Source organism: Rahnella sp. BIGb0236, assembly GCF_004364755.1.
GTDB classification, from domain to species: Bacteria; Pseudomonadota; Gammaproteobacteria; order Enterobacterales; family Enterobacteriaceae; genus Rahnella; species Rahnella victoriana.
This window is the reverse complement of the sequence record NZ_SOAO01000002.1, coordinates 117,909-134,506: the sequence shown is the minus strand read 5'-3', so window position 1 is coordinate 134,506 and position 16,598 is coordinate 117,909. Positions and strand designations below refer to the sequence as shown.

Here is a 16,598-nt window from a genome sequence, read left to right as displayed (position 1 = left end):
AATGCCTCCGTTTTTTATGCGTAAAATTCAGCTGAGGCGGTTTGGCGCGGGGGGTTCTTCAACGTTTTTCGCAATACCTTCGTAGCCCACCAGAAAAAAGGCTCTGGAGGGATGTCTGGCACTGGCGGAGAAGAATTCGGCCACCAGATCTTTATCCAGACAGTAGTTGCGTGACAACACCCCGGCTTCAAAAGCCGCGTTATTATCATCTCCGGTCAGTTGAGCTTGCTGATGTGCATAGCCCAAAACAAAGCCGCGCAAATACTCTTTGCAGTAACCTGACACCTGCGATGCAGGCCATGCGCTTTCGGCAGACAGACCCGCTTTTAGCCCTTTCCCAAAATGGTTTTGCATTCCACATTCCTCATCAATCAAGCGCTGTATAATAAATCATATAGCGATTATTCAGGCAATGACCTTCCGCAAAAGAAAGCGCTTTTTGAGGGCATAAACAGACGAAGAGGGGCAAACCCGATGGGGTGGAATTTGACTTAATGCTAAAAATATCAGGAATTTGATTTAAGGTAACGCCGCAGCAAGCACCTATTTTTACTGCGGATTCAGTCAGATAATAGTTTATTTTTTCGGCCTTATTGTGCATCCCCGGCTGCGGTGTTACATATGAGCGACTTTTTGCCACAGGAATGACTTTTTGTTGCGCTCACTCCTCTCCCACTCTCTGTTCCGTATTGATCTGCGACGCCTGATTCTGATTTTAGCTGTGATGAGTGCCTTCGTGACGTTGGCCAACAGCTTTTATGCCAGTTATCGTGTTCAGCGCCAGTTACTGATCGACAATACGCTTGAAGAGAATCGCGTGTACGCGACGAAACTGGCGGCCAGTACGGAACAGTTTCTGAAAAGTATGCAAAAGCAGCTTGCCTACAGCAGTGTGATCGCGGCGAGCCATTTCGACGATCCTGATGTTCTTCAGTCGGAAACCGCGCGGCTCAAATACCAGACGGACAGTTTTAATTCTGTCGTGCTGACCAATGCGCAAGGCAAAATTCTGGCGACGTCCCCTGACAGCCTGCAACTGGTTGGCCATATTCTGAAAACGCCCGGCGCGCTCGAAGCGCTGAAAGAACGCCGGCCGCTGATCAGCAAGCCGTATATCTCGGTCGCTCAGAATCTGGTGATCGTGATTTCCACGCCGATTTTCACCACAGACGGCAAATATTTAGGCTATATCGCCGGTACTATCTATCTGCGTCAGAAAAGCATTCTCAATGAATTACTGGGTGAACATTATTACCGCGACGGCTCGTATATTGCGGTGCTGGATAACGAGCGCCGTATCCTCTATCACCCGGATGCGTTTCGTATCGGCGAAGTTGTGAAGCCGCGTCCGGTGACGGAAGTGGTCAAACAGCACACCAATGGCAGCCTGATGGTCACCAATCTGGCAGGGGAGGCGATGCTGGCCGGTTATGCCGTGGTGCCGTCCTCCGGCTGGGAAATAATCACCCAGCGACCTACCGGGGCGACGCTGAAACCGCTGGAAGGGCTGATGGTCAAGGTGTTGAAACACCTGACTCCGCTGGCGCTGCTGACGTTACTCTGCGTCTGGCTGTTCTCGCGAATGATTGCGCATCCGCTCTGGCTGCTGGCGCGAAGTGCCAATGAAATGGATAAGCCGGATATCTCCACCAATATCCGCGAAATCCCGTCGTGGTATTTTGAATCGACCCAGCTTAAACGCGCCCTGCTGATCGGCATTAATCTGCTGCAAAAGAAAATCGGCAAGCTCAAGTTTGAAACGCAAACGGATCCGATGACCGGTCTGTTTAACCGACGCGGACTGGCGATGACGCTGGAATCTGTGGTTCAGCTGCGGCAGCAATTTTCTGTTATCGCGCTGGATATCGATCACTTTAAGTCGATCAATGATTCGTACGGACATGATATCGGTGATGAAGTGATTAAATCGCTGGCAGAACAAATCCGCCATAATGCCCGTGAAAGTGACATTCTCTGCCGTGTCGGCGGGGAAGAGTTTCTGGTCTTACTGCCGGGGACGGCATCAGGAGAAGCACAAGCGATTGCCGAACGGTTGCGACTGAATGTGGAAACATTGGTGTTGCCAGGGATCCGCCCGATCACGATTTCATTAGGTGTGGCGCACTGGGATCTGCAACAGGGTGAACCTGAAACCGCGCTGAAAAAAGCCGATGAAGCGCTGTACAAAGCCAAGCAGGATGGCCGCAACCGCGTCGTGGCCGCGCAGCAATAATGAGTCACTCAGTCCATCAGGGCATCTTACTGCCCTGATGGCGGTTATTTGGCGGCGGCCTGCTGTTTTTTGGCCTGCGCTGCCAGATGATGTCCGATAGCACATCCGGCGACAGCGCCGAGTACCGCATGATGTTTCAGATGACCGACCACCCCTCCTGCGACCGCGCCTTTAAGACAGCCTTCCGCCTGCGCAAATGCGCTTATGAACAGCATGCTGAACAGGGCGGTACCCAACATCGTTTTTTTCAACTTCACTCTCCTAAAATGAACATGTCGTGCTGTGGCTGAAAATGTCATAACCCGCCACGCTTTGTCATTTTGCGATCTGTAAGCAGGTACTGCGGTTGTTACCTGTCTGAGGCGTGAACCCGCATGCGGCAAGTGACAAGAGAAAAAGAGGACAGTTACAACTGCTGAAGCGGTTAACGACTCATTGAACAAGGGTTTACTTTGCGCGCAGGCGGGGAAGTAATGCACTTTTTTAAGTCTGCTAAACTTAATGTCAGTAACCGGCGGAGAACTTCTTTCTCCGCTGTCTCCGGTTATTTTCCACCCGTGAAGAAGGATGCCGCTATGACGCATCAAGAACAATTGCAGGCCCTGATGGTTCGCATTGACGCGCTGGAACAACGTGAAAGACAACTGACGTATGCCTCAAATGCCTATCAGGCGATTTTGACGACGTTGCTCGGGATACTCGATAAGCCCACCCGGGATCGGGTGATCAGCATGGTCGATCAGGCTCATGATGTGGCCTATGCCAGGGCGAATCTGGAGCAGAAAGGAAATATTCTGGGTGCCGACGACATTACCCAGCGCATTTTTTTATTTGCACAGGGGCGGGCAGCGCAATCTAAGTGACGTCAGAAAGAAAATGAAAGGACGACTTGTTGCCCGAAAAGGCGACGAGGTTTTGTCGCGTCGCGCGCTCAGGAACGGCGGTCTGTTTTTAGCATATTGATGGCCGCGCCCAGCAGGATACGTCGCTGAACACCGGTAGCACAGGCCAGTTGTTGATCGAGATAACCAATCAGCGCATCGGCACTCAGAGGTTCCCCTCTGTGGCGCATCTGAATAACACCGTCTCCGATAATACGCGCCACTTCATCCCAAAGCGGTTGGATCTCACTTTCCGAGAATTTCATATTCGCTCCCGTTTCGTGTGATTTACGTACAATCTACCATCTGAGCAGCGCGTGGCAAGTGTTGGCGGAGATCGCGAAAGGGCAGGGAAAGCGCGGGGAGGATTTTCCTTCCGGCGGGTGTCACCGGAAGGAAAAACGGATTGCTGTTAGTGCTTAATTACATACAAGTCTTTGGTATAAATGTAATTGAGCAGGCTGTCGTTGAAGCCGCCGACATAAGGTTTAACCAGACGTGAACTGACATAGTGATACAGCGGGATCACCGGCGACTGCTCGGTTAATACTTCTTCTGCCCGCTGATAGGCTTTGCCCACATCCGCTTTGTCTGTGGCTTTCAGCGCATCATTAAGCGCCTGGTCATAAGCTGCATTGCTGAATTTAGGCGTGTTCTCACTGTTGCCTGTACGCAAGGTATTCAGGAACGTGGAGGGTTCGTTGTAGTCAGCAATCCAGGCATAACGCACCACTTCATATGTCCCCTGATGCATGGTGTCCAGCATGGTTTTCCATTCCTGATTTTGCAGAACAGCGTCTACACCCAGATTCTTTTTCCACATCGACGCGGCGGCAATCGCAATGCGCTGATGTGCTTCCGAGGTGTTATACAACAGGTTGAATTTCAGCGGATGGTTGGGGCCAAAACCGGCTTCGGTGAGCAGTTTTTTCGCTTCTTCGTTGCGCTGTTCCTGCGTCAGGCTGGCTTCTTTAGGTTTGGCGAAGGTAAAACCACCGGTGTTATCCGGCGAGAGATGCCAGGCTGGCGTTTGTCCCTGACCCATCACTTTATCGGCGATGATCGATTTATCAATCGCCAGATTCAGCGCCTTACGCACGCGGACATCGTTAAACGGCGGCTTCTGGGTGTTCATCGCATAGTAATACACCGCCAGATATGGGCTGACATGAACCTGCGAACCCAGTTCTTTTTTCAGCGAGGCAAATAGCGGCGTGGGGATGGTATTGGTAATGTCGATTTCCCCGGCTTTGTAACGGTTAACGTCGGCCGTGCCGGAGGCTATCGGTAAATAGGTCACTTTATTGATGACGGTATGGGCGTTATCCCAATAATTCGGGTTGCGTACCGCCGTAATGCGTTCGTTAACCGTCCAGGTGTCGAGTTTGAAAGGACCGCTGCTGATCAGGTTGCCCGGTTGTGTCCACTTGTCGCCGTATTTTTCAACATCCGCCTGACTGACAGGGGAAAGCGAGGGATGCGCCAGCATACCGAGGAAATAGGAAAGCGGCTGATCGAGGGTAATTTCCAGCGTCTGTTTATCCAGCGCTTTGATGCCCAACTGGTCCGCCGGCTTTTTGCCATCAATGATTTCAGCCGCATTCAGCATATGCATACTGCCCAGGTAGCTTTCATAAGGTGATGCCGTTTTAGGATCGATTAAACGGCGCCAGCTGAACACCACATCCTGCGCGGTAATAGGGGAACCATCAGACCAGACGATGCCGGGACGCAAATGGAAAACCCAGGTTTTATTGTCTTTGGTTTCCCAGCTGGCTGCGAGTGATGGCTGGGCATTTCCCTGGTTGTCGATGGAGATCAGGCCTGCGAACAGATCGCTGAGGATATTGAATTCCACATCACTTTCAACTTTATGCGGGTCAAGTGAGGCGGGTTCACTGCCATTGTTACGGACAATTTCCTGTTTGGCTGCCAGCTCAACGCCTGCGGGAACGGTCGCGGCGTGTGTGGCGAAAGAAGTCATGAACGTCGCGGAGAGAAGGAGTGCCAGTGGTAGTTTTTTGAAGCACCCATAAGTTTTACGTATCGTCATTGCCATTTCCTGCCCTGTCAATATGGTTAAATATCAATGAGTAACAGGGTATTCATACCTTTGTTCGGACAGTTTAGCAATCTTTATAAGGCTTTTAGACCCACTCTGTGAAAGGTGGCACACAGGATTAAAAATCGGCATTCTCATGCGCCGGGATCCAGTAGCCATCGATAAAATCTTCAATAGGGTAACAGCCAGCCTGGCGTAAGCCTTGCTGATGCATCGCGACCGTGCATTGTTTCTGAGTATTAAAGGCATCCACGACTAAATCTTCACATCCGCCGCCCAGATAACAAATAGTCAAAACAAGTGCGAACATAGCGCGTCTCCTCCTTTGTCATCAGATTAAGCATAGATCCAATGCAGCATTAACAACATGCGAGGCTGTGCGTTTGCTGTTTATTTGTCCGCTCTGACGGGGTGAAAAAGCCTGCGAAGGCAGAAAAGAGAATTTCAATAAAGGGCGTGATATCCTCGCGACCATAATTTTTATGAATGACCGTAATGAAAGGAGTAACGCATGTCCGAGTCTTTAAACAGAGAACAGGAAATCGAATCCGATCTGGTGGCGTGCCAGCTGGTGATCAAACAAATTCTGGATGTGATTGAAATTATTGCGCCTGCTGAAGTGCGCGAAAAGATGTCTCATCAGCTGAAAAGTATTGATTTCAGCAAGCATCCTGCCGGAGCCGATCCGGTGACCAAGCGTGCTATCGAGAAAGCCATTTCGCTGATCGAGTTGAAATTCACTAAGCACGACAGCTGATAAACAGTGTCATGCCTGCATCAGCGGGCATGACAATGAAAGCCTGCAATAAAAATGAGCTTTATTTGTTGTCGACGACTTCACCGACCTGCTTGAAAATCGGACAGTTTGAGACACCAATGACTCCGCTGTCAGAATGGATATACTGCGAACTGACGATCCCTCTGGCGGTTAAGTACTGACATTTCAGTCCCAGTCCTGCCGCATTCTCGCTGCTGCCGACGGTCACGCCGTAACCCGAAAAAAGAAAAATCGCATAAATCACCGCCAGCACAATAATGGTCTTAACGATACCCATTCTGAAACTCCCTTAATGGCTCTCCTGAACAATTCAGGATATTGATAAGTCTAGTAGAAGTTATTTTTCCGGGAATGTCATTCCGTTTGATTCTGATTTGAGTACTGTCAGGATTGTGGCCATAAAAAATTGGCTCCTGAAAAGGAGCCAATGAGTTTTGAGACACGTTACTCAGGTCAGTACATTACCAGCGGTATTTCATACCCAGGTTTGCTGCCCAAGGCTGGTCAACATCGCTGCCGCCAAGGTAGTTCGCACCCGCATAAACGGTGAAGTTTTTGCTCATATCGAACTGACCACCTAAGCCAACGCGAACGGCTGAACCATCAACGCCGTTGTCGATACGGTCACCATTGATGTCTGCATCGTTGTTAGCATCTTCATACACATACGCCAGAGTGGCATACGGGCTGATAGCCTGATCGGCACCCAGGTCGAAGGTATAACCGACGTTGCCGCCCAGCTCATAACGCATGCTGTCATAAGCCTGATCGGTGACACGCATGTTGTTGCTCATGGTGTAATCATCATCACCGATGAACACGCCAGTGACGCTTGCATATGGTGTCAGGTAAGCTTGCGGTGCGAATTTCCAGTCATAACCGACTTTCAGACCAAAGCCCCAGGCATCCGTCGTGCTGTCACCGGATACTTGCTGACCGTTGCTCATGGTGCTGCCAGTAGAGTTGCTGAAGTGGCTGTAGCTCAGGGAAGAATCGAAGAATGCGCCGTTGTTGAAGTCCAGGCTTGAGTAAACGCGTGCTGACTGGCTGTCAGTATCGGCATCTGCATCATCCATAGACAGGCTGGATTTCGCGAAGCTTGCAGCCATACCGACCAGCCACTGACGTTCGCCGCCACCTTCGGTGACTTTATCCAGACCGACCATGATGCCGTTGACGTCCTGATCGTAATCAATCACGCCATTGTCACCGTTTTGCTGACCGCCGAAGTAGTTAACCCACACACCGCCTTTATCATTACCCTGGGTGTGACGGGAACTGTTCATGCGGTTTTCTAAGGTGTCTTGCTCCATATGCCAGGTAGCAGCATTTGAAGAAGGCAGGCTCAGTGCTGCATTTGCGGTTGAAGTAATGCCTTGTTTTGCCAGCACAACGGTATCGCCAGCCTGTTCTGCCTGATACTTGTAAGCACCCAGATCAGCGGTGTTAGCATGAGTAAAGGTCGCGTTACCGCCATAGATGCGGATCAGCTCTTTATTCTGATAATCAGCAACCTGACCTTCGCCGGTTGCGTTATCGATACGCACCTGATAGTTACCGTTAGCCACGCCATTTACGGCCAGATGACCGTCGGAGTTAATACCGATGGTTCCCTGATCATAAGCGTAATCAGCGGCAGTTTTGTCACGGGCATTGTTCATATCAGCGTTAAGGACATACTCACGGCTGCCGATATCAAACGTACCGTTATCAGTCAGTACCATGTTATGCGTATCAACCTGGCCCAGACCTAAGTTCAGTTCAGAACCGTTGCCCACAGTGATGGTGTTGGCGTAGAGGGCGGCAGTTTCTTCGGTCAGAGAAGCCTGGCTGCCTGAGTTCAGGTTCAGTTCATCCGTGTAAACGCCACCGTGTGCAGCGATTTTCAGGGTTGAGGCATTGGTCAGGGAAATGTGGTCTGCCAGCAGGTCAGATTCAGCAACGTTTACCTGAGAACGGTTGTTGACGGTCAGATCGTCAATGTTAGACGCTTTGGTGGTATCCCACTCAGAACCGTTGTTCAGCGCCACATCGAACAGGCCACTTTGATAAACCTGATCACCGGTCAGATAACCGTTTGTGCTGCTGAAGACAGAGCCCGGCCAGATGCTGTTGGTGCTGCGATTATAGAGTGATGAATCCATCTGAACATTTGAGATGGCTGCGCCAACCCATTTGCTGCCGTTGTCGAGCGTCAGGTTCAGCTCGTCAGTGTCATCCCAGCCATTGGTATCCAGCGTGCCATCAGCGTTGCTGTCATGACCGCCAACGTAGTAGTTTTCATCGAAAGTACTTTCGAAGTAAACATCACCGGTAAGGGTTGAGTTATTGAATACTGCATTGGTTTTCATTGCGTTATCAGCATTGGCACTCGCCACAACGGATAATGCGATGTCGTCAGCCTGAGTACCGGCTGCACTGATATTGCCGTAATCGCTTGGCTTATCGGACTGGCCATAGAAACCGGTGGTCTGCAATTCTGTATAAGAACCAGAAGTCAGCACGGAATCATTAACCGTCAGGGTATTATCAAATGTGTTGCCGTTATTAACGTCAGTATCTTCCCACTCGTAACCTTGCGACAACGCAATGCCTGCTACGTGAGAATTATTTTTGATAACGATGTCACTTTCCTGATCCAACGTCACCGCCACACCCAGACCATATGTATCCAGCGTTTCGTGGTCACGGACTTTATTGGCATCAGTCACGTCATAATCGAAATGTTCGTAGGTGTCATTGATGGTGGAATTATCAATGGTCAGTTGCAGACGGGACTGGTCGTAATCATTACGCGCATCGCCGCAGTCAGTGGTCATGCACTCTGAAGTGATCATGCCATTGACGGTCGTGTTGGTGATATTCAGCGTATTGCTGGTGTTGTTATCAAAACCCAGATAGTAAGTGGAGATAACGCCGTTCACTACTGAGTCATTGATGGAGGAGTAAATATCTCCACCGGCATAACCGTTATCGGTGCCGTCGTTATCGGCGTAGCCACGGTAGCCAATGTGACCCGCTAAAGTTGAATCGTGGTAGAAAGTGTCATAAACGGTACCCGAGATATCCGCTGACATCGCCGCAGGTGCCGCGGCCGCAACAGCGCAGGCCAGCGCTATTTTAGACAAGAAGAACTTTTTATTCCATGCATGCATTTATTAATCCCTCAACAAAAAATAGTCAGCATGAACCAGCTGAAAATTATTTCAGCCACTATGCTTTCATTTATATAACAGAAGAGACAGATGAACTGTTCGACGGCGGGATGATATTTTAATGCATAGTGTAATTCAATAAATAAGTTCCGGTGAAATTACGATAAAACTGAATTATTTTATCTTTCTCCTTGCGCTGTATTTAATTAATCAGACGGTTTTAAACTTATTATTTTCTATATAACTTCCAAATAAAGTTCGTTTTTAAACAGATGTGGCAGGCCACATTCCGCGGTATGTCTCAGGGAGGCGGCAGACCGCCATCATTCCTACGCCGGTCAGCGTGACTCTCCGCCGCAACAATCAATATTATCATGATGAATGAGAAGTTGATTTACTTATCAGAAAGCTTTCTTTGTTTTCTTTAAATCTTGATATGTGATTTCTAATGGGCGGTGTATTATTTGGAAGCAAGCTGCTGGGATGTATTGACGGCCGTACTGAAAGATAAGCTAACTTATTTGATGCAGATCAACCTCATTCCTCTGCGCATATATAGATAAAACATATACATTTTTATGTATGATTTACGTATGTGATTATTGCACAGTGTTATGCGTCTGAAAGCCTGCTCTTCGTTATATTGTTGTTTAAGATTTTCGTCGTACTATGTCCTTCTGTTCTGTCATATGTTGGACATCGCCATTGAGCTCTGATAGACGTTGTGTAAACCCAAAGAGACCTGCCATCAAATTGAAAAAGCCTGTTTTCAATGCCAGGAGGATCGTTACGTTCGTTCTGTTCCTGCTTATCTGTATTGGTCTGTATTTGCTCGCACTCAACAGCTACTGCGATCAGGGCGGAAACTTTGATCTGGGCGTCTGTGCGGTCACTTCTTTTATTCCTTTCTGACATTGACTGTCAGACCGCCGGCTCCGGCGGTTCAGTACCGTTAAGAAAACCCTGTTTTTTCGTGAATGGCTTCCCTGGCCTGCCGGGGGTGGTAAGATGAACGCTCTGAACATTCAGGGGTAGGGTAGTCAATGTTTGATTTCGCAATGGGCCAAAACAGCCTGGCTTCATTGGTGCTGTGTGCACTCTCAGCGCTGTTATTTCTTCTGGTGTGGTTTTTCGTCAGCCGCGCCAGTGTCAGGGCAAATGAGCAAATTGCACTTTTACACGAGATTGCTGAGCAGCAACGCCAGCAAACCGAGTTGCTCAAGGTGCTGGCTGCACAGGCAAGGGGCAACGTGCCGCCCGTTGAGGCAGACGATGATTCTGCGCTCAGCCTGCGCGGTTTTATTCCTGAAAGATAATGTGTGTCGTTAACCCGCCTTCTGGCGGGTTTTTCATTCCGTGCTTCCTTTCCTCCTTTTCCTTCTGCTTTTATTCATAAAACTGTCTTATTCCTCCGGTAGTCTCCACGCATGTGCCTTGCAGGATGGAATAACCGATGATCAAATGGTCTGAAGAAAATGACAGCGAAGTGAACCACAACATTGCCTTACTGACCGGAGAGGAACCAGAGAAGTGGTATCCCTATGGCGGCATGAAAGGCAAAGATTACTGCAACAACCCCTCCGACGCCTGGCCGATCATCTGCGCCAACAAAATCAGCATTAATTTTAAAGAGTTGCACAGTGATCCGCTGTGGCTGGCGGAGATCAGCAGTCCTCAGGGACAGTGGCAGGCGCAAAGTAAAAGGCCGCTTCGTGCAGCAATGGTATGTTTCCTGCTTAGTAAGACTTGCGTATAAACAAAAGCGCGGAGATACTCAGATTGTGACAAAGTTTTGCAAAGAAGTGATTCGAATAAGCGTCGCATAAAGCGATGCGTATCAAGTGATTAATGTTTCCTCATTTTGACAGTTGTGTCTAAGGCGGAGTCCATTATGAAGCGCATCATTAAAGGTGATAAAACTCTCTCCCATCTGGTGGTTGCTCATGCAGCTATCGACAGTCATGAAAAAGCCTACGGTAAACGTCGCCAGGGCTGGCCCTCAACCTATCTCATAAAATATAAAGATGCGCGTGTTGCGGTCGAAGTCGTGACCCGCAGACAATCCTATGTTGCCACCCTCATGATCGGTGCCAGAAATCTGACCAAACTTTGTGGTATGCCTGCCTGATAATCGGGAATGCCTCTCTGAAACTCAAACCGTGCCGGTCATGCCGACACGGTTTTGCGTTATACAGACTTTCTGATCAGCGGGCGAAAACTGCCGCGACGAAAAGGGCGTCTGAGGAGTCCCGAGACGAGCGCCACCGCGTCGAGAATCAACAGCAGAGTGCCGGTGAGTGCCAGGGCCAGAAGTCCCAGCGAAGCGAGAAGCACAATCTTCAGTGAAGCCGGAATGTACATCCGGCGAAAGCGTGAACGTAGCCACAGTCGTCCGTACTGTGTCTGAATCTGCATGATATGTGTCAGTCGCGAAGCAAATGCCTTGCGGCTTTTCTGTGTATTCCGGGTCATGAGTATCCTCCTTTTCAACATCCCCAGTAGAACACGCAGTTATTAAGGTTTCCTTAACCTCTGCGCGCGACAAAACGTGCACATAATCTTTCACTTTCATCCTGTCGTGTGCTCAGTAAGTATGCTAATTAATTCTCATTATGGTTTTGCACTGCCGTCTAAAACGAAAATCGTTATCCCGTGGAGTCCTATGTCAGGTAAAAATCCGTATTACGATCCCTCAAAAGCGCATCACACACCTGAAGGTTTTACCAATACTGAACCGCATAACCGGCAGGAGGGCGATCTCAGGCGCTGGCGCAAAGAACGTAAAGCACAACAGCTGCCCGCACCACCGGAAAAGGGTTATGACCATTTCATCCGCCAGTGGTGGCAGGAAGCCGATTTTAGCGGAACGGATGATCGTTTGTGGTTTTTAGGCCATGCGTGTTTGCTGCTGCGAGTGGCAGGGCGCTATGTTCTGATGGATCCCGCTCTGTCCGATCGCGCGTCACCTTTTAGTTTTTACGGGCCGAAACGGAAAACCCCGGTGGCTGCCACGGTAGAAAAGCTGCCGCCGATTGATGTCGTGCTGTTTTCACACAATCACTATGATCATCTGGACAGCGCGACGGTGCGCAAATTATTGCGACGTTTTCCCGATGTGCAGTTTATGGTGCCGTTAGGCATGAAACCCTGGCTTGAGCGTCGCGGAGCCCGTTATATAGAAGAGCTCGACTGGTGGGAGGAGCATCAGTTTGGCGATCTCACCCTATCGGCGGTGCCTGCGCGTCACTGGAGTATGCGCACATTGTGGGATCGCAACCAGTCGCTGTGGTGCGGATGGGTAGTGAGGAATGCTTCGTTACGCTTCTTCTTTTCCGGCGACAGTGGTTACAGCAACCAGTTTGAACTCATCGGCAAACGTCTGGGGCCTTTTGATTTTGCGGCTATTCCTGTCGGCGCCTATGCACCAAGATGGTTCATGAGCGCGCAGCATATGGACCCGCAGCAGGCGGTGACCGTTTTTTCTGAACTGCGCTGTCAAAAAGCCGTCCCTATTCACTGGGGTGTTTTTGAATTAGCAGATGATTCACTGGATCAACCTCTGCGAGAATTAGAGGAAGCGATAAGTCAAAGTGCGTCGCCAGAAATGGAATTCAAACCTTTAAAAATCGGGTCAAGTATTTCTAAAGATTGAATTAGATTTTGTCCTCAATCCGGTGATAAATGCCCGGACATTAATCATTAAATGAGAAGTATTATCACTTAAATAAAATCTTCCCTAACACTTACACTCCGTAGGTGTTATGGGAATGTTAATCAACACCATTTCGCTCGCTATTATTTTCTACACCCGTATCGCCCTGAGCAGAATAATTCTTTAAATCCGCTCTTTTGGCGCTTTCCCGGCGGGGAGACTTGGCATTTTATCAGGATAAACAGCGGATTATGCTGAGGGGTGATCCTGCCGGAGGGTTGTCTGCATGGCACCACGAGTGAACCGATAAAAGAGGAAACCTGCGAGCCGCTTTCCGGATATTGACCGCTAATATGCGATTCAGATCACGGTAATTAATATTATTTTTTTATAACGATATTTATTATCTGAATAAGACTAAGGAAGGTGTTTGCAAACTGTTATGGCGATTTAACCAAGTGGCAAACTTTAATTCATTATATTGTCAAAAACACCGGGATAAAAAATCGACGTGATACGGAATGACCGTTTGGAATTCTCTGCCTCTGCGGAAAGAAAAGTTTTGCTATTATCCGGCACTCAGCCCAGGCGCACAGTTTAGGTGCATTTATTTCGCTTCTCCCTTTGTTTTGCACCATTTTATCCATCTATGGCGTAATTGATTATTGCATAACCAGTCATATTGCCAGGGAATGACGTCAAGCCGTTGCCCGTTCTGTTGCACAAGTGTCCACCATGCCCGCCAGACGGGCTGTGTCCCCTGCGATTACCCTCTGGCAAGCGCTGGGGAAGGCAGGCAGAGAGAGCCGGTTCAGGCAGACTCTGACAATAAAAATTCAAATAAAGCTGATTTTTACGCTTACGGTTCTGCATTAAATGATCAATAATCAAAACAGGTCGTTATTGTTTTGTTTGATATGCAGGTAAAACTGCAAAGCAGAAAAAAGCATGTCTATCAACATATTTCAGCATAACTGAACACGAAGTGCCTTTAACCGGCTCAAATATGTGCGACATGTCCATCACTGATTAAAAATGGCTTGCCATCGAATTCAGAGTATGTGATAACGCATCTGGGTAAAACGAGGTACAGTTCTGTATATGTGTGGCATTTTCAGTATAGAAGTTCTGAGTAAAGACGTTCACGTTGAATACCGCTTCTCTGCCGATTCTAATCTTAGTGCCTCAAGCAGTAACGACTCTAGTTTGTCTATGTAACGCCGCAGGGCGGTTTAAACAATCCAAAGGAAATACTCAAGATGGCAAAGATCAAAGGTCAAGTTAAGTGGTTCAACGAGTCTAAAGGTTTCGGTTTCATTACTCCTGCTGACGGCAGCAAAGACGTGTTCGTACACTTCTCTGCAATCCAGGGTAACGGCTTCAAAACTCTGGCTGAAGGCCAGAACGTAGAGTTCGAAATCCAGGACGGCCAGAAAGGCCCGTCAGCAGTTAACGTAACTGCAATCTAAGCAGCGTCAGCTGTAAAAAAACCCGCCAAGGCGGGTTTTTTTGTCTCTGCGATACAGTCTCAGAGAATGATGATCCCCGATTGCTGATTACGACCGCTGATGCCCGGATGTGACGGGTCTTTCGCCCGCTGATGGCTGTTGCGCCGAAAGCTGGTGTATCTGAAGCCGCTGCCCGCCGCATCAGGGGAGCAAATAGTGCAGCCACCTGTAAGGTCGATATCGGCAAAGCCCAGCGCCCGAAGTTTCGCTTCCGCAATGGCGGCCAAATTAAGATGCCGGTGGCGGGGGGAAATGAGTGAAGGCGGCAAATCAAGACGCTGCATAAAGGTATCGATCAGCTCCTGACTGACTTCATAACAGCAGGCCGCCGCCGCCGGGCCGATCGCCACAGACCACGATGCGGTATCACTTGTCTGATTAATCCGCTGTGCCATTTGTTCCAGAATCCCGTCGATCAAACCCCGCCAGCCTGCATGCACCGCCGCCACTTCTTTGCCATCCTTGCGGCTGAAAATCAGCGGCAGGCAGTCAGCGGTAAACACAGCCAGAAGGATGCCCGGCTTCGAGGTGATGAATCCATCGGCTTCACCGCATTCCTGACCCGCCTCCGTGACATCCACAATGCGGGTGCCATGAACCTGTTTTTTTTCCGGGCGGGAGGCTTCATAGGCCTGCAGATGCGCAGGGAGCAAAGCCTGTTTGTCGCCGAAGCCATGCAAAATACCGGGTATATGACTGAGTAAAACGGAGTGGTCACTCATCTCGTGTCTCGGTGAGTAAAATGTGATGGCATCAGTGTAGCCACCTTTTGACGGGTTTTTCCAGCAGTTGCAACACTCAGATACCTTCTTTAGACTTAGCACTATTGCGAATTTTCGCTCCCTCAGACTTTCCTTGCAGGTTTTCCGCATGACTTATCAGTGTCCACTTTGTTTCCAGCCGCTTGAGCTGGCAGGTCAGCAATGGCGTTGCCCGGCTAATCATCAGTTTGATAACGCGAAAGAGGGATATGTCAATCTGATGCCCGTGCAGCACAAACGCTCGAAGCAGCCCGGAGACAGTACTGAAATGATGGTGGCGCGTCGGGCTTTTCTGGATGCCGGACACTATCAGCCTCTGCGTGACCGTCTGACGGATATCTTGGATGAGGTGATACCCCAGACGGCGGACACGCTGCTGGATATCGGCTGCGGGGAAGGGTATTACACCGCCGCCTTTGCCGGACGGCTGATGCAACGCCGGGCGCTGAAGGTCTTCGGGCTGGACGTGGCGAAAGTGGCTATCCGTTACGCGTCTAAACGCTACCACGATGTGTCTTTTTGTGTGGCCTCCAGCCACCGGCTGCCCTTTGCCGACGGCTCGCTGGATGCCGTCATCCGTATCTATGCCCCTTGTAAGGCGCAGGAGTTGCACCGGGCGATAAAACCGGGGGGGTTGGTGATCACGGTGGCACCGGGGCCGCGACATTTATACCAGTTGAAAGGGCTGATTTATCAGGATGTGCAACTGCACGCTGATCTGGATGAACAACTCGAAGGTTTTGAACGGATAAGCACCGAGACTCTGGCCTATAACATGACCCTTGCAGGCGCAGAAGCGTTTGATTTGTTGCAGATGACGCCTTTTGCTTGGCGGGCAACGGAGGAGGTGATGGCCAGTTTAAAGGCTCAGACAGCCTTTGAGTGCGAAACTGATTTCCTGATCAGGATACATCAGCGCGTATCAGTGTAAAAATCCCGGATGTTCCAGCAGGATACTCACGCCTATTCCGATCATTACCACGCCTCCCAACACTTCGGCCCATTTGCCTAACAGCGGGCCGATAAAACGTCCTATCATCATCCCAAGCGTAGACATCACCATGGTCGCCATGCCGATAAATAAGGCGGTATGAATGATGTTCACTTCGAGCAGAGCTAACCCGACCCCGATAGCCAGTGCATCGAGACTGGTGCCCGTGGCGGTGGCGGCGAGGATCCAGAAGCCATGCCGGCTGGCCAGGGTCAGGTTCTCATCCGGCTTATCCTTTAAGCCTTCGAATATCATCCTCGCGCCGAGTAGAAATAACAGGGTAAACGCGACCCAGTGACTCCATGCCATGATGTACTGGCTGGCGACCAGGCCAAGGCCCCAGCCAATCAGCGGTGTGATGGCTTCGATGACACCGAAAATCAGGCCGGTGCGAAGGGCTTCGCGAAAACAAGGGCGAGTGAGGACGGCACCTTTACCAATGGATACCGCAAAGGCGTCCAAAGACATACCAAAAGCCAGAATAAGCGTAGCGGATAAGTTCACGAGAATAGCCCTCAAATGAAGGCGTCACCTTATCACAGCATTTTTATTCAGGACAACACCAAATAAAACAGGG

At 49.7% G+C, this 16,598-nt stretch carries 22 protein-coding genes; 11 read left to right on the top strand and 11 right to left on the bottom strand.

Annotated features, from left to right (window positions below; genetic code table 11):
* Positions 1-27 precede the first annotated feature (27 nt).
* Together EDF78_RS04060 and EDF78_RS04055 are read right to left on the bottom strand one after the other, a co-directional pair.
* Positions 28-354: a DUF2623 family protein gene (locus EDF78_RS04060; protein ID WP_133822629.1), complete on the bottom strand. Its 327-nt coding sequence runs from the start codon at positions 352-354 to the stop codon at positions 28-30.
* Positions 355-367: 13 nt separating this feature from the next.
* Complete coding sequence (locus EDF78_RS04055; protein WP_133822628.1) at positions 368-640, bottom strand: hypothetical protein; 273 nt, start codon at positions 638-640, stop codon at positions 368-370.
* A gap of 12 nt (positions 641-652) precedes the next feature.
* Between EDF78_RS04055 and EDF78_RS04050 the strand changes: the two genes are divergently transcribed.
* Positions 653-2,233, top strand: a complete 1,581-nt coding sequence (locus tag EDF78_RS04050; RefSeq protein WP_119826447.1) for a sensor domain-containing diguanylate cyclase — start codon at positions 653-655, stop codon at positions 2,231-2,233.
* Between the two features lie 44 nt (positions 2,234-2,277).
* On the opposite strand, the gene EDF78_RS04045 is transcribed toward EDF78_RS04050, so the two are convergent.
* Positions 2,278-2,472 carry a hypothetical protein gene (locus EDF78_RS04045; protein ID WP_162928692.1) on the bottom strand — a complete coding sequence of 65 codons (195 nt, stop codon included), beginning with the start codon at positions 2,470-2,472 and terminating at the stop codon, positions 2,278-2,280.
* A gap of 336 nt (positions 2,473-2,808) precedes the next feature.
* On the opposite strand from EDF78_RS04045, the gene EDF78_RS04040 reads away from it, so the two are divergent.
* Positions 2,809-3,096, top strand: a complete 288-nt coding sequence (locus EDF78_RS04040) for a hypothetical protein (protein WP_013576208.1) — start codon at positions 2,809-2,811, stop codon at positions 3,094-3,096.
* 68 nt (positions 3,097-3,164) lie between these two features.
* Here EDF78_RS04040 and EDF78_RS04035 read toward each other — a convergent pair whose 3' ends face one another.
* The 3 genes from EDF78_RS04035 to EDF78_RS04025 form a co-directional block, all read right to left on the bottom strand.
* The gene (locus tag EDF78_RS04035) at positions 3,165-3,380 is read right to left on the bottom strand and encodes a hypothetical protein (protein WP_095921374.1); all 216 of its coding nucleotides are present in this window, start codon (positions 3,378-3,380) and stop codon (positions 3,165-3,167) included.
* A 146-nt stretch (positions 3,381-3,526) separates the two neighbouring features.
* Positions 3,527-5,167, bottom strand: a complete 1,641-nt coding sequence (locus EDF78_RS04030) for an ABC transporter substrate-binding protein (protein ID WP_133822627.1) — start codon at positions 5,165-5,167, stop codon at positions 3,527-3,529.
* Positions 5,168-5,294: 127 nt separating this feature from the next.
* Positions 5,295-5,486, bottom strand: coding sequence for a YebW family protein (locus tag EDF78_RS04025; RefSeq protein WP_095921376.1), 192 nt, complete (start codon positions 5,484-5,486; stop codon positions 5,295-5,297).
* A gap of 201 nt (positions 5,487-5,687) precedes the next feature.
* On the opposite strand from EDF78_RS04025, the gene EDF78_RS04020 reads away from it, so the two are divergent.
* Complete coding sequence (locus EDF78_RS04020; protein WP_015697897.1) at positions 5,688-5,933, top strand: DUF2766 family protein; 246 nt, start codon at positions 5,688-5,690, stop codon at positions 5,931-5,933.
* Positions 5,934-5,994: 61 nt separating this feature from the next.
* On the opposite strand, the gene EDF78_RS04015 is transcribed toward EDF78_RS04020, so the two are convergent.
* Complete coding sequence (locus tag EDF78_RS04015; RefSeq protein WP_131694517.1) at positions 5,995-6,231, bottom strand: YobH family protein; 237 nt, start codon at positions 6,229-6,231, stop codon at positions 5,995-5,997.
* Positions 6,232-6,415: 184 nt separating this feature from the next.
* The gene (locus EDF78_RS04010; protein ID WP_133822626.1) at positions 6,416-9,109 is read right to left on the bottom strand and encodes an autotransporter outer membrane beta-barrel domain-containing protein; all 2,694 of its coding nucleotides are present in this window, start codon (positions 9,107-9,109) and stop codon (positions 6,416-6,418) included.
* Between the two features lie 669 nt (positions 9,110-9,778).
* Between EDF78_RS04010 and EDF78_RS25925 the strand changes: the two genes are divergently transcribed.
* The 4 genes from EDF78_RS25925 to EDF78_RS03990 all read left to right on the top strand — a co-directional run bounded on the left by EDF78_RS25925 (position 9,779) and on the right by EDF78_RS03990 (position 11,237).
* Complete coding sequence (locus EDF78_RS25925) at positions 9,779-10,021, top strand: PhoP/PhoQ regulator MgrB (protein ID WP_229920948.1); 243 nt, start codon at positions 9,779-9,781, stop codon at positions 10,019-10,021.
* 131 nt (positions 10,022-10,152) lie between these two features.
* Positions 10,153-10,425, top strand: a complete 273-nt coding sequence (locus EDF78_RS04000; RefSeq protein ID WP_095921380.1) for a YebO family protein — start codon at positions 10,153-10,155, stop codon at positions 10,423-10,425.
* A 137-nt stretch (positions 10,426-10,562) separates the two neighbouring features.
* The gene (locus EDF78_RS03995) at positions 10,563-10,865 is read left to right on the top strand and encodes a phage protein NinX family protein (RefSeq protein WP_095921381.1); all 303 of its coding nucleotides are present in this window, start codon (positions 10,563-10,565) and stop codon (positions 10,863-10,865) included.
* Between the two features lie 135 nt (positions 10,866-11,000).
* Positions 11,001-11,237: a DUF4060 family protein gene (locus EDF78_RS03990; RefSeq protein ID WP_013576199.1), complete on the top strand. Its 237-nt coding sequence runs from the start codon at positions 11,001-11,003 to the stop codon at positions 11,235-11,237.
* Between the two features lie 59 nt (positions 11,238-11,296).
* On the opposite strand, the gene EDF78_RS03985 is transcribed toward EDF78_RS03990, so the two are convergent.
* A complete protein-coding gene (locus EDF78_RS03985) occupies positions 11,297-11,581 on the bottom strand; it encodes a hypothetical protein (protein WP_095925098.1) in 285 nt (94 codons plus the stop codon).
* Positions 11,582-11,771: 190 nt separating this feature from the next.
* On the opposite strand from EDF78_RS03985, the gene EDF78_RS03980 reads away from it, so the two are divergent.
* The 3 genes from EDF78_RS03980 to cspE all read left to right on the top strand — a co-directional run bounded on the left by EDF78_RS03980 (position 11,772) and on the right by cspE (position 14,230).
* A complete protein-coding gene (locus tag EDF78_RS03980) occupies positions 11,772-12,761 on the top strand; it encodes an MBL fold metallo-hydrolase (RefSeq protein ID WP_133822625.1) in 990 nt (329 codons plus the stop codon).
* A 1,101-nt stretch (positions 12,762-13,862) separates the two neighbouring features.
* Positions 13,863-13,979, top strand: a complete 117-nt coding sequence (locus EDF78_RS03975) for a DUF2627 domain-containing protein (RefSeq protein WP_071823629.1) — start codon at positions 13,863-13,865, stop codon at positions 13,977-13,979.
* Between the two features lie 41 nt (positions 13,980-14,020).
* Entirely contained in the window at positions 14,021-14,230 is a 210-nt protein-coding gene (gene cspE / locus EDF78_RS03970) for a transcription antiterminator/RNA stability regulator CspE (RefSeq protein WP_002221949.1), read from the top strand.
* A gap of 59 nt (positions 14,231-14,289) precedes the next feature.
* On the opposite strand, the gene pgeF is transcribed toward cspE, so the two are convergent.
* Complete coding sequence (gene pgeF / locus EDF78_RS03965) at positions 14,290-14,991, bottom strand: peptidoglycan editing factor PgeF (protein ID WP_133822624.1); 702 nt, start codon at positions 14,989-14,991, stop codon at positions 14,290-14,292.
* Positions 14,992-15,139: 148 nt separating this feature from the next.
* Here pgeF and rlmA point away from each other — a divergent pair, with 148 nt between their 5' ends.
* Positions 15,140-15,961 (top strand): 23S rRNA (guanine(745)-N(1))-methyltransferase, encoded by an 822-nt coding sequence (gene rlmA, locus EDF78_RS03960; protein WP_119826441.1) that lies wholly within the window; start codon positions 15,140-15,142, stop codon positions 15,959-15,961.
* Here the strand turns inward: rlmA and mntP are convergent.
* Positions 15,953-16,525, bottom strand: a complete 573-nt coding sequence (gene mntP / locus EDF78_RS03955; RefSeq protein WP_119826439.1) for a manganese efflux pump MntP — start codon at positions 16,523-16,525, stop codon at positions 15,953-15,955. The genes rlmA and mntP overlap by 9 nt on opposite strands.
* Between the last annotated feature and the right edge of the window lie 73 nt (positions 16,526-16,598).

Excerpts from the sequence above, each read along its gene's own strand:
- EDF78_RS04060 (WP_133822629.1), bottom strand. The coding sequence starts at position 354 with ATGCAAAACCATTTTGGGAAAGGGCTAAAAGCGGGTCTGTCTGCCGAA.
- EDF78_RS03975 (WP_071823629.1), top strand. The coding sequence starts at position 13,863 with ATGTGTGGCATTTTCAGTATAGAAGTTCTGAGTAAAGACGTTCACGTT.
- EDF78_RS04040 (WP_013576208.1), top strand. The coding sequence starts at position 2,809 with ATGACGCATCAAGAACAATTGCAGGCCCTGATGGTTCGCATTGACGCG.
- EDF78_RS04020 (WP_015697897.1), top strand. The coding sequence starts at position 5,688 with ATGTCCGAGTCTTTAAACAGAGAACAGGAAATCGAATCCGATCTGGTG.
- EDF78_RS04000 (WP_095921380.1), top strand. The coding sequence starts at position 10,153 with ATGTTTGATTTCGCAATGGGCCAAAACAGCCTGGCTTCATTGGTGCTG.
- EDF78_RS04045 (WP_162928692.1), bottom strand. The coding sequence starts at position 2,472 with ATGTTGGGTACCGCCCTGTTCAGCATGCTGTTCATAAGCGCATTTGCG.
- EDF78_RS04025 (WP_095921376.1), bottom strand. The coding sequence starts at position 5,486 with ATGTTCGCACTTGTTTTGACTATTTGTTATCTGGGCGGCGGATGTGAA.
- cspE (WP_002221949.1), top strand. The coding sequence starts at position 14,021 with ATGGCAAAGATCAAAGGTCAAGTTAAGTGGTTCAACGAGTCTAAAGGT.
- EDF78_RS04035 (WP_095921374.1), bottom strand. The coding sequence starts at position 3,380 with ATGAAATTCTCGGAAAGTGAGATCCAACCGCTTTGGGATGAAGTGGCG.
- EDF78_RS03990 (WP_013576199.1), top strand. The coding sequence starts at position 11,001 with ATGAAGCGCATCATTAAAGGTGATAAAACTCTCTCCCATCTGGTGGTT.
- EDF78_RS04015 (WP_131694517.1), bottom strand. The coding sequence starts at position 6,231 with ATGGGTATCGTTAAGACCATTATTGTGCTGGCGGTGATTTATGCGATT.
- pgeF (WP_133822624.1), bottom strand. The coding sequence starts at position 14,991 with ATGAGTGACCACTCCGTTTTACTCAGTCATATACCCGGTATTTTGCAT.
- EDF78_RS03985 (WP_095925098.1), bottom strand. The coding sequence starts at position 11,581 with ATGACCCGGAATACACAGAAAAGCCGCAAGGCATTTGCTTCGCGACTG.
- EDF78_RS25925 (WP_229920948.1), top strand. The coding sequence starts at position 9,779 with ATGTCCTTCTGTTCTGTCATATGTTGGACATCGCCATTGAGCTCTGAT.
- EDF78_RS04030 (WP_133822627.1), bottom strand. The coding sequence starts at position 5,167 with ATGACGATACGTAAAACTTATGGGTGCTTCAAAAAACTACCACTGGCA.
- EDF78_RS03995 (WP_095921381.1), top strand. The coding sequence starts at position 10,563 with ATGATCAAATGGTCTGAAGAAAATGACAGCGAAGTGAACCACAACATT.
- rlmA (WP_119826441.1), top strand. The coding sequence starts at position 15,140 with ATGACTTATCAGTGTCCACTTTGTTTCCAGCCGCTTGAGCTGGCAGGT.
- EDF78_RS03980 (WP_133822625.1), top strand. The coding sequence starts at position 11,772 with ATGTCAGGTAAAAATCCGTATTACGATCCCTCAAAAGCGCATCACACA.
- EDF78_RS04010 (WP_133822626.1), bottom strand. The coding sequence starts at position 9,109 with ATGCATGCATGGAATAAAAAGTTCTTCTTGTCTAAAATAGCGCTGGCC.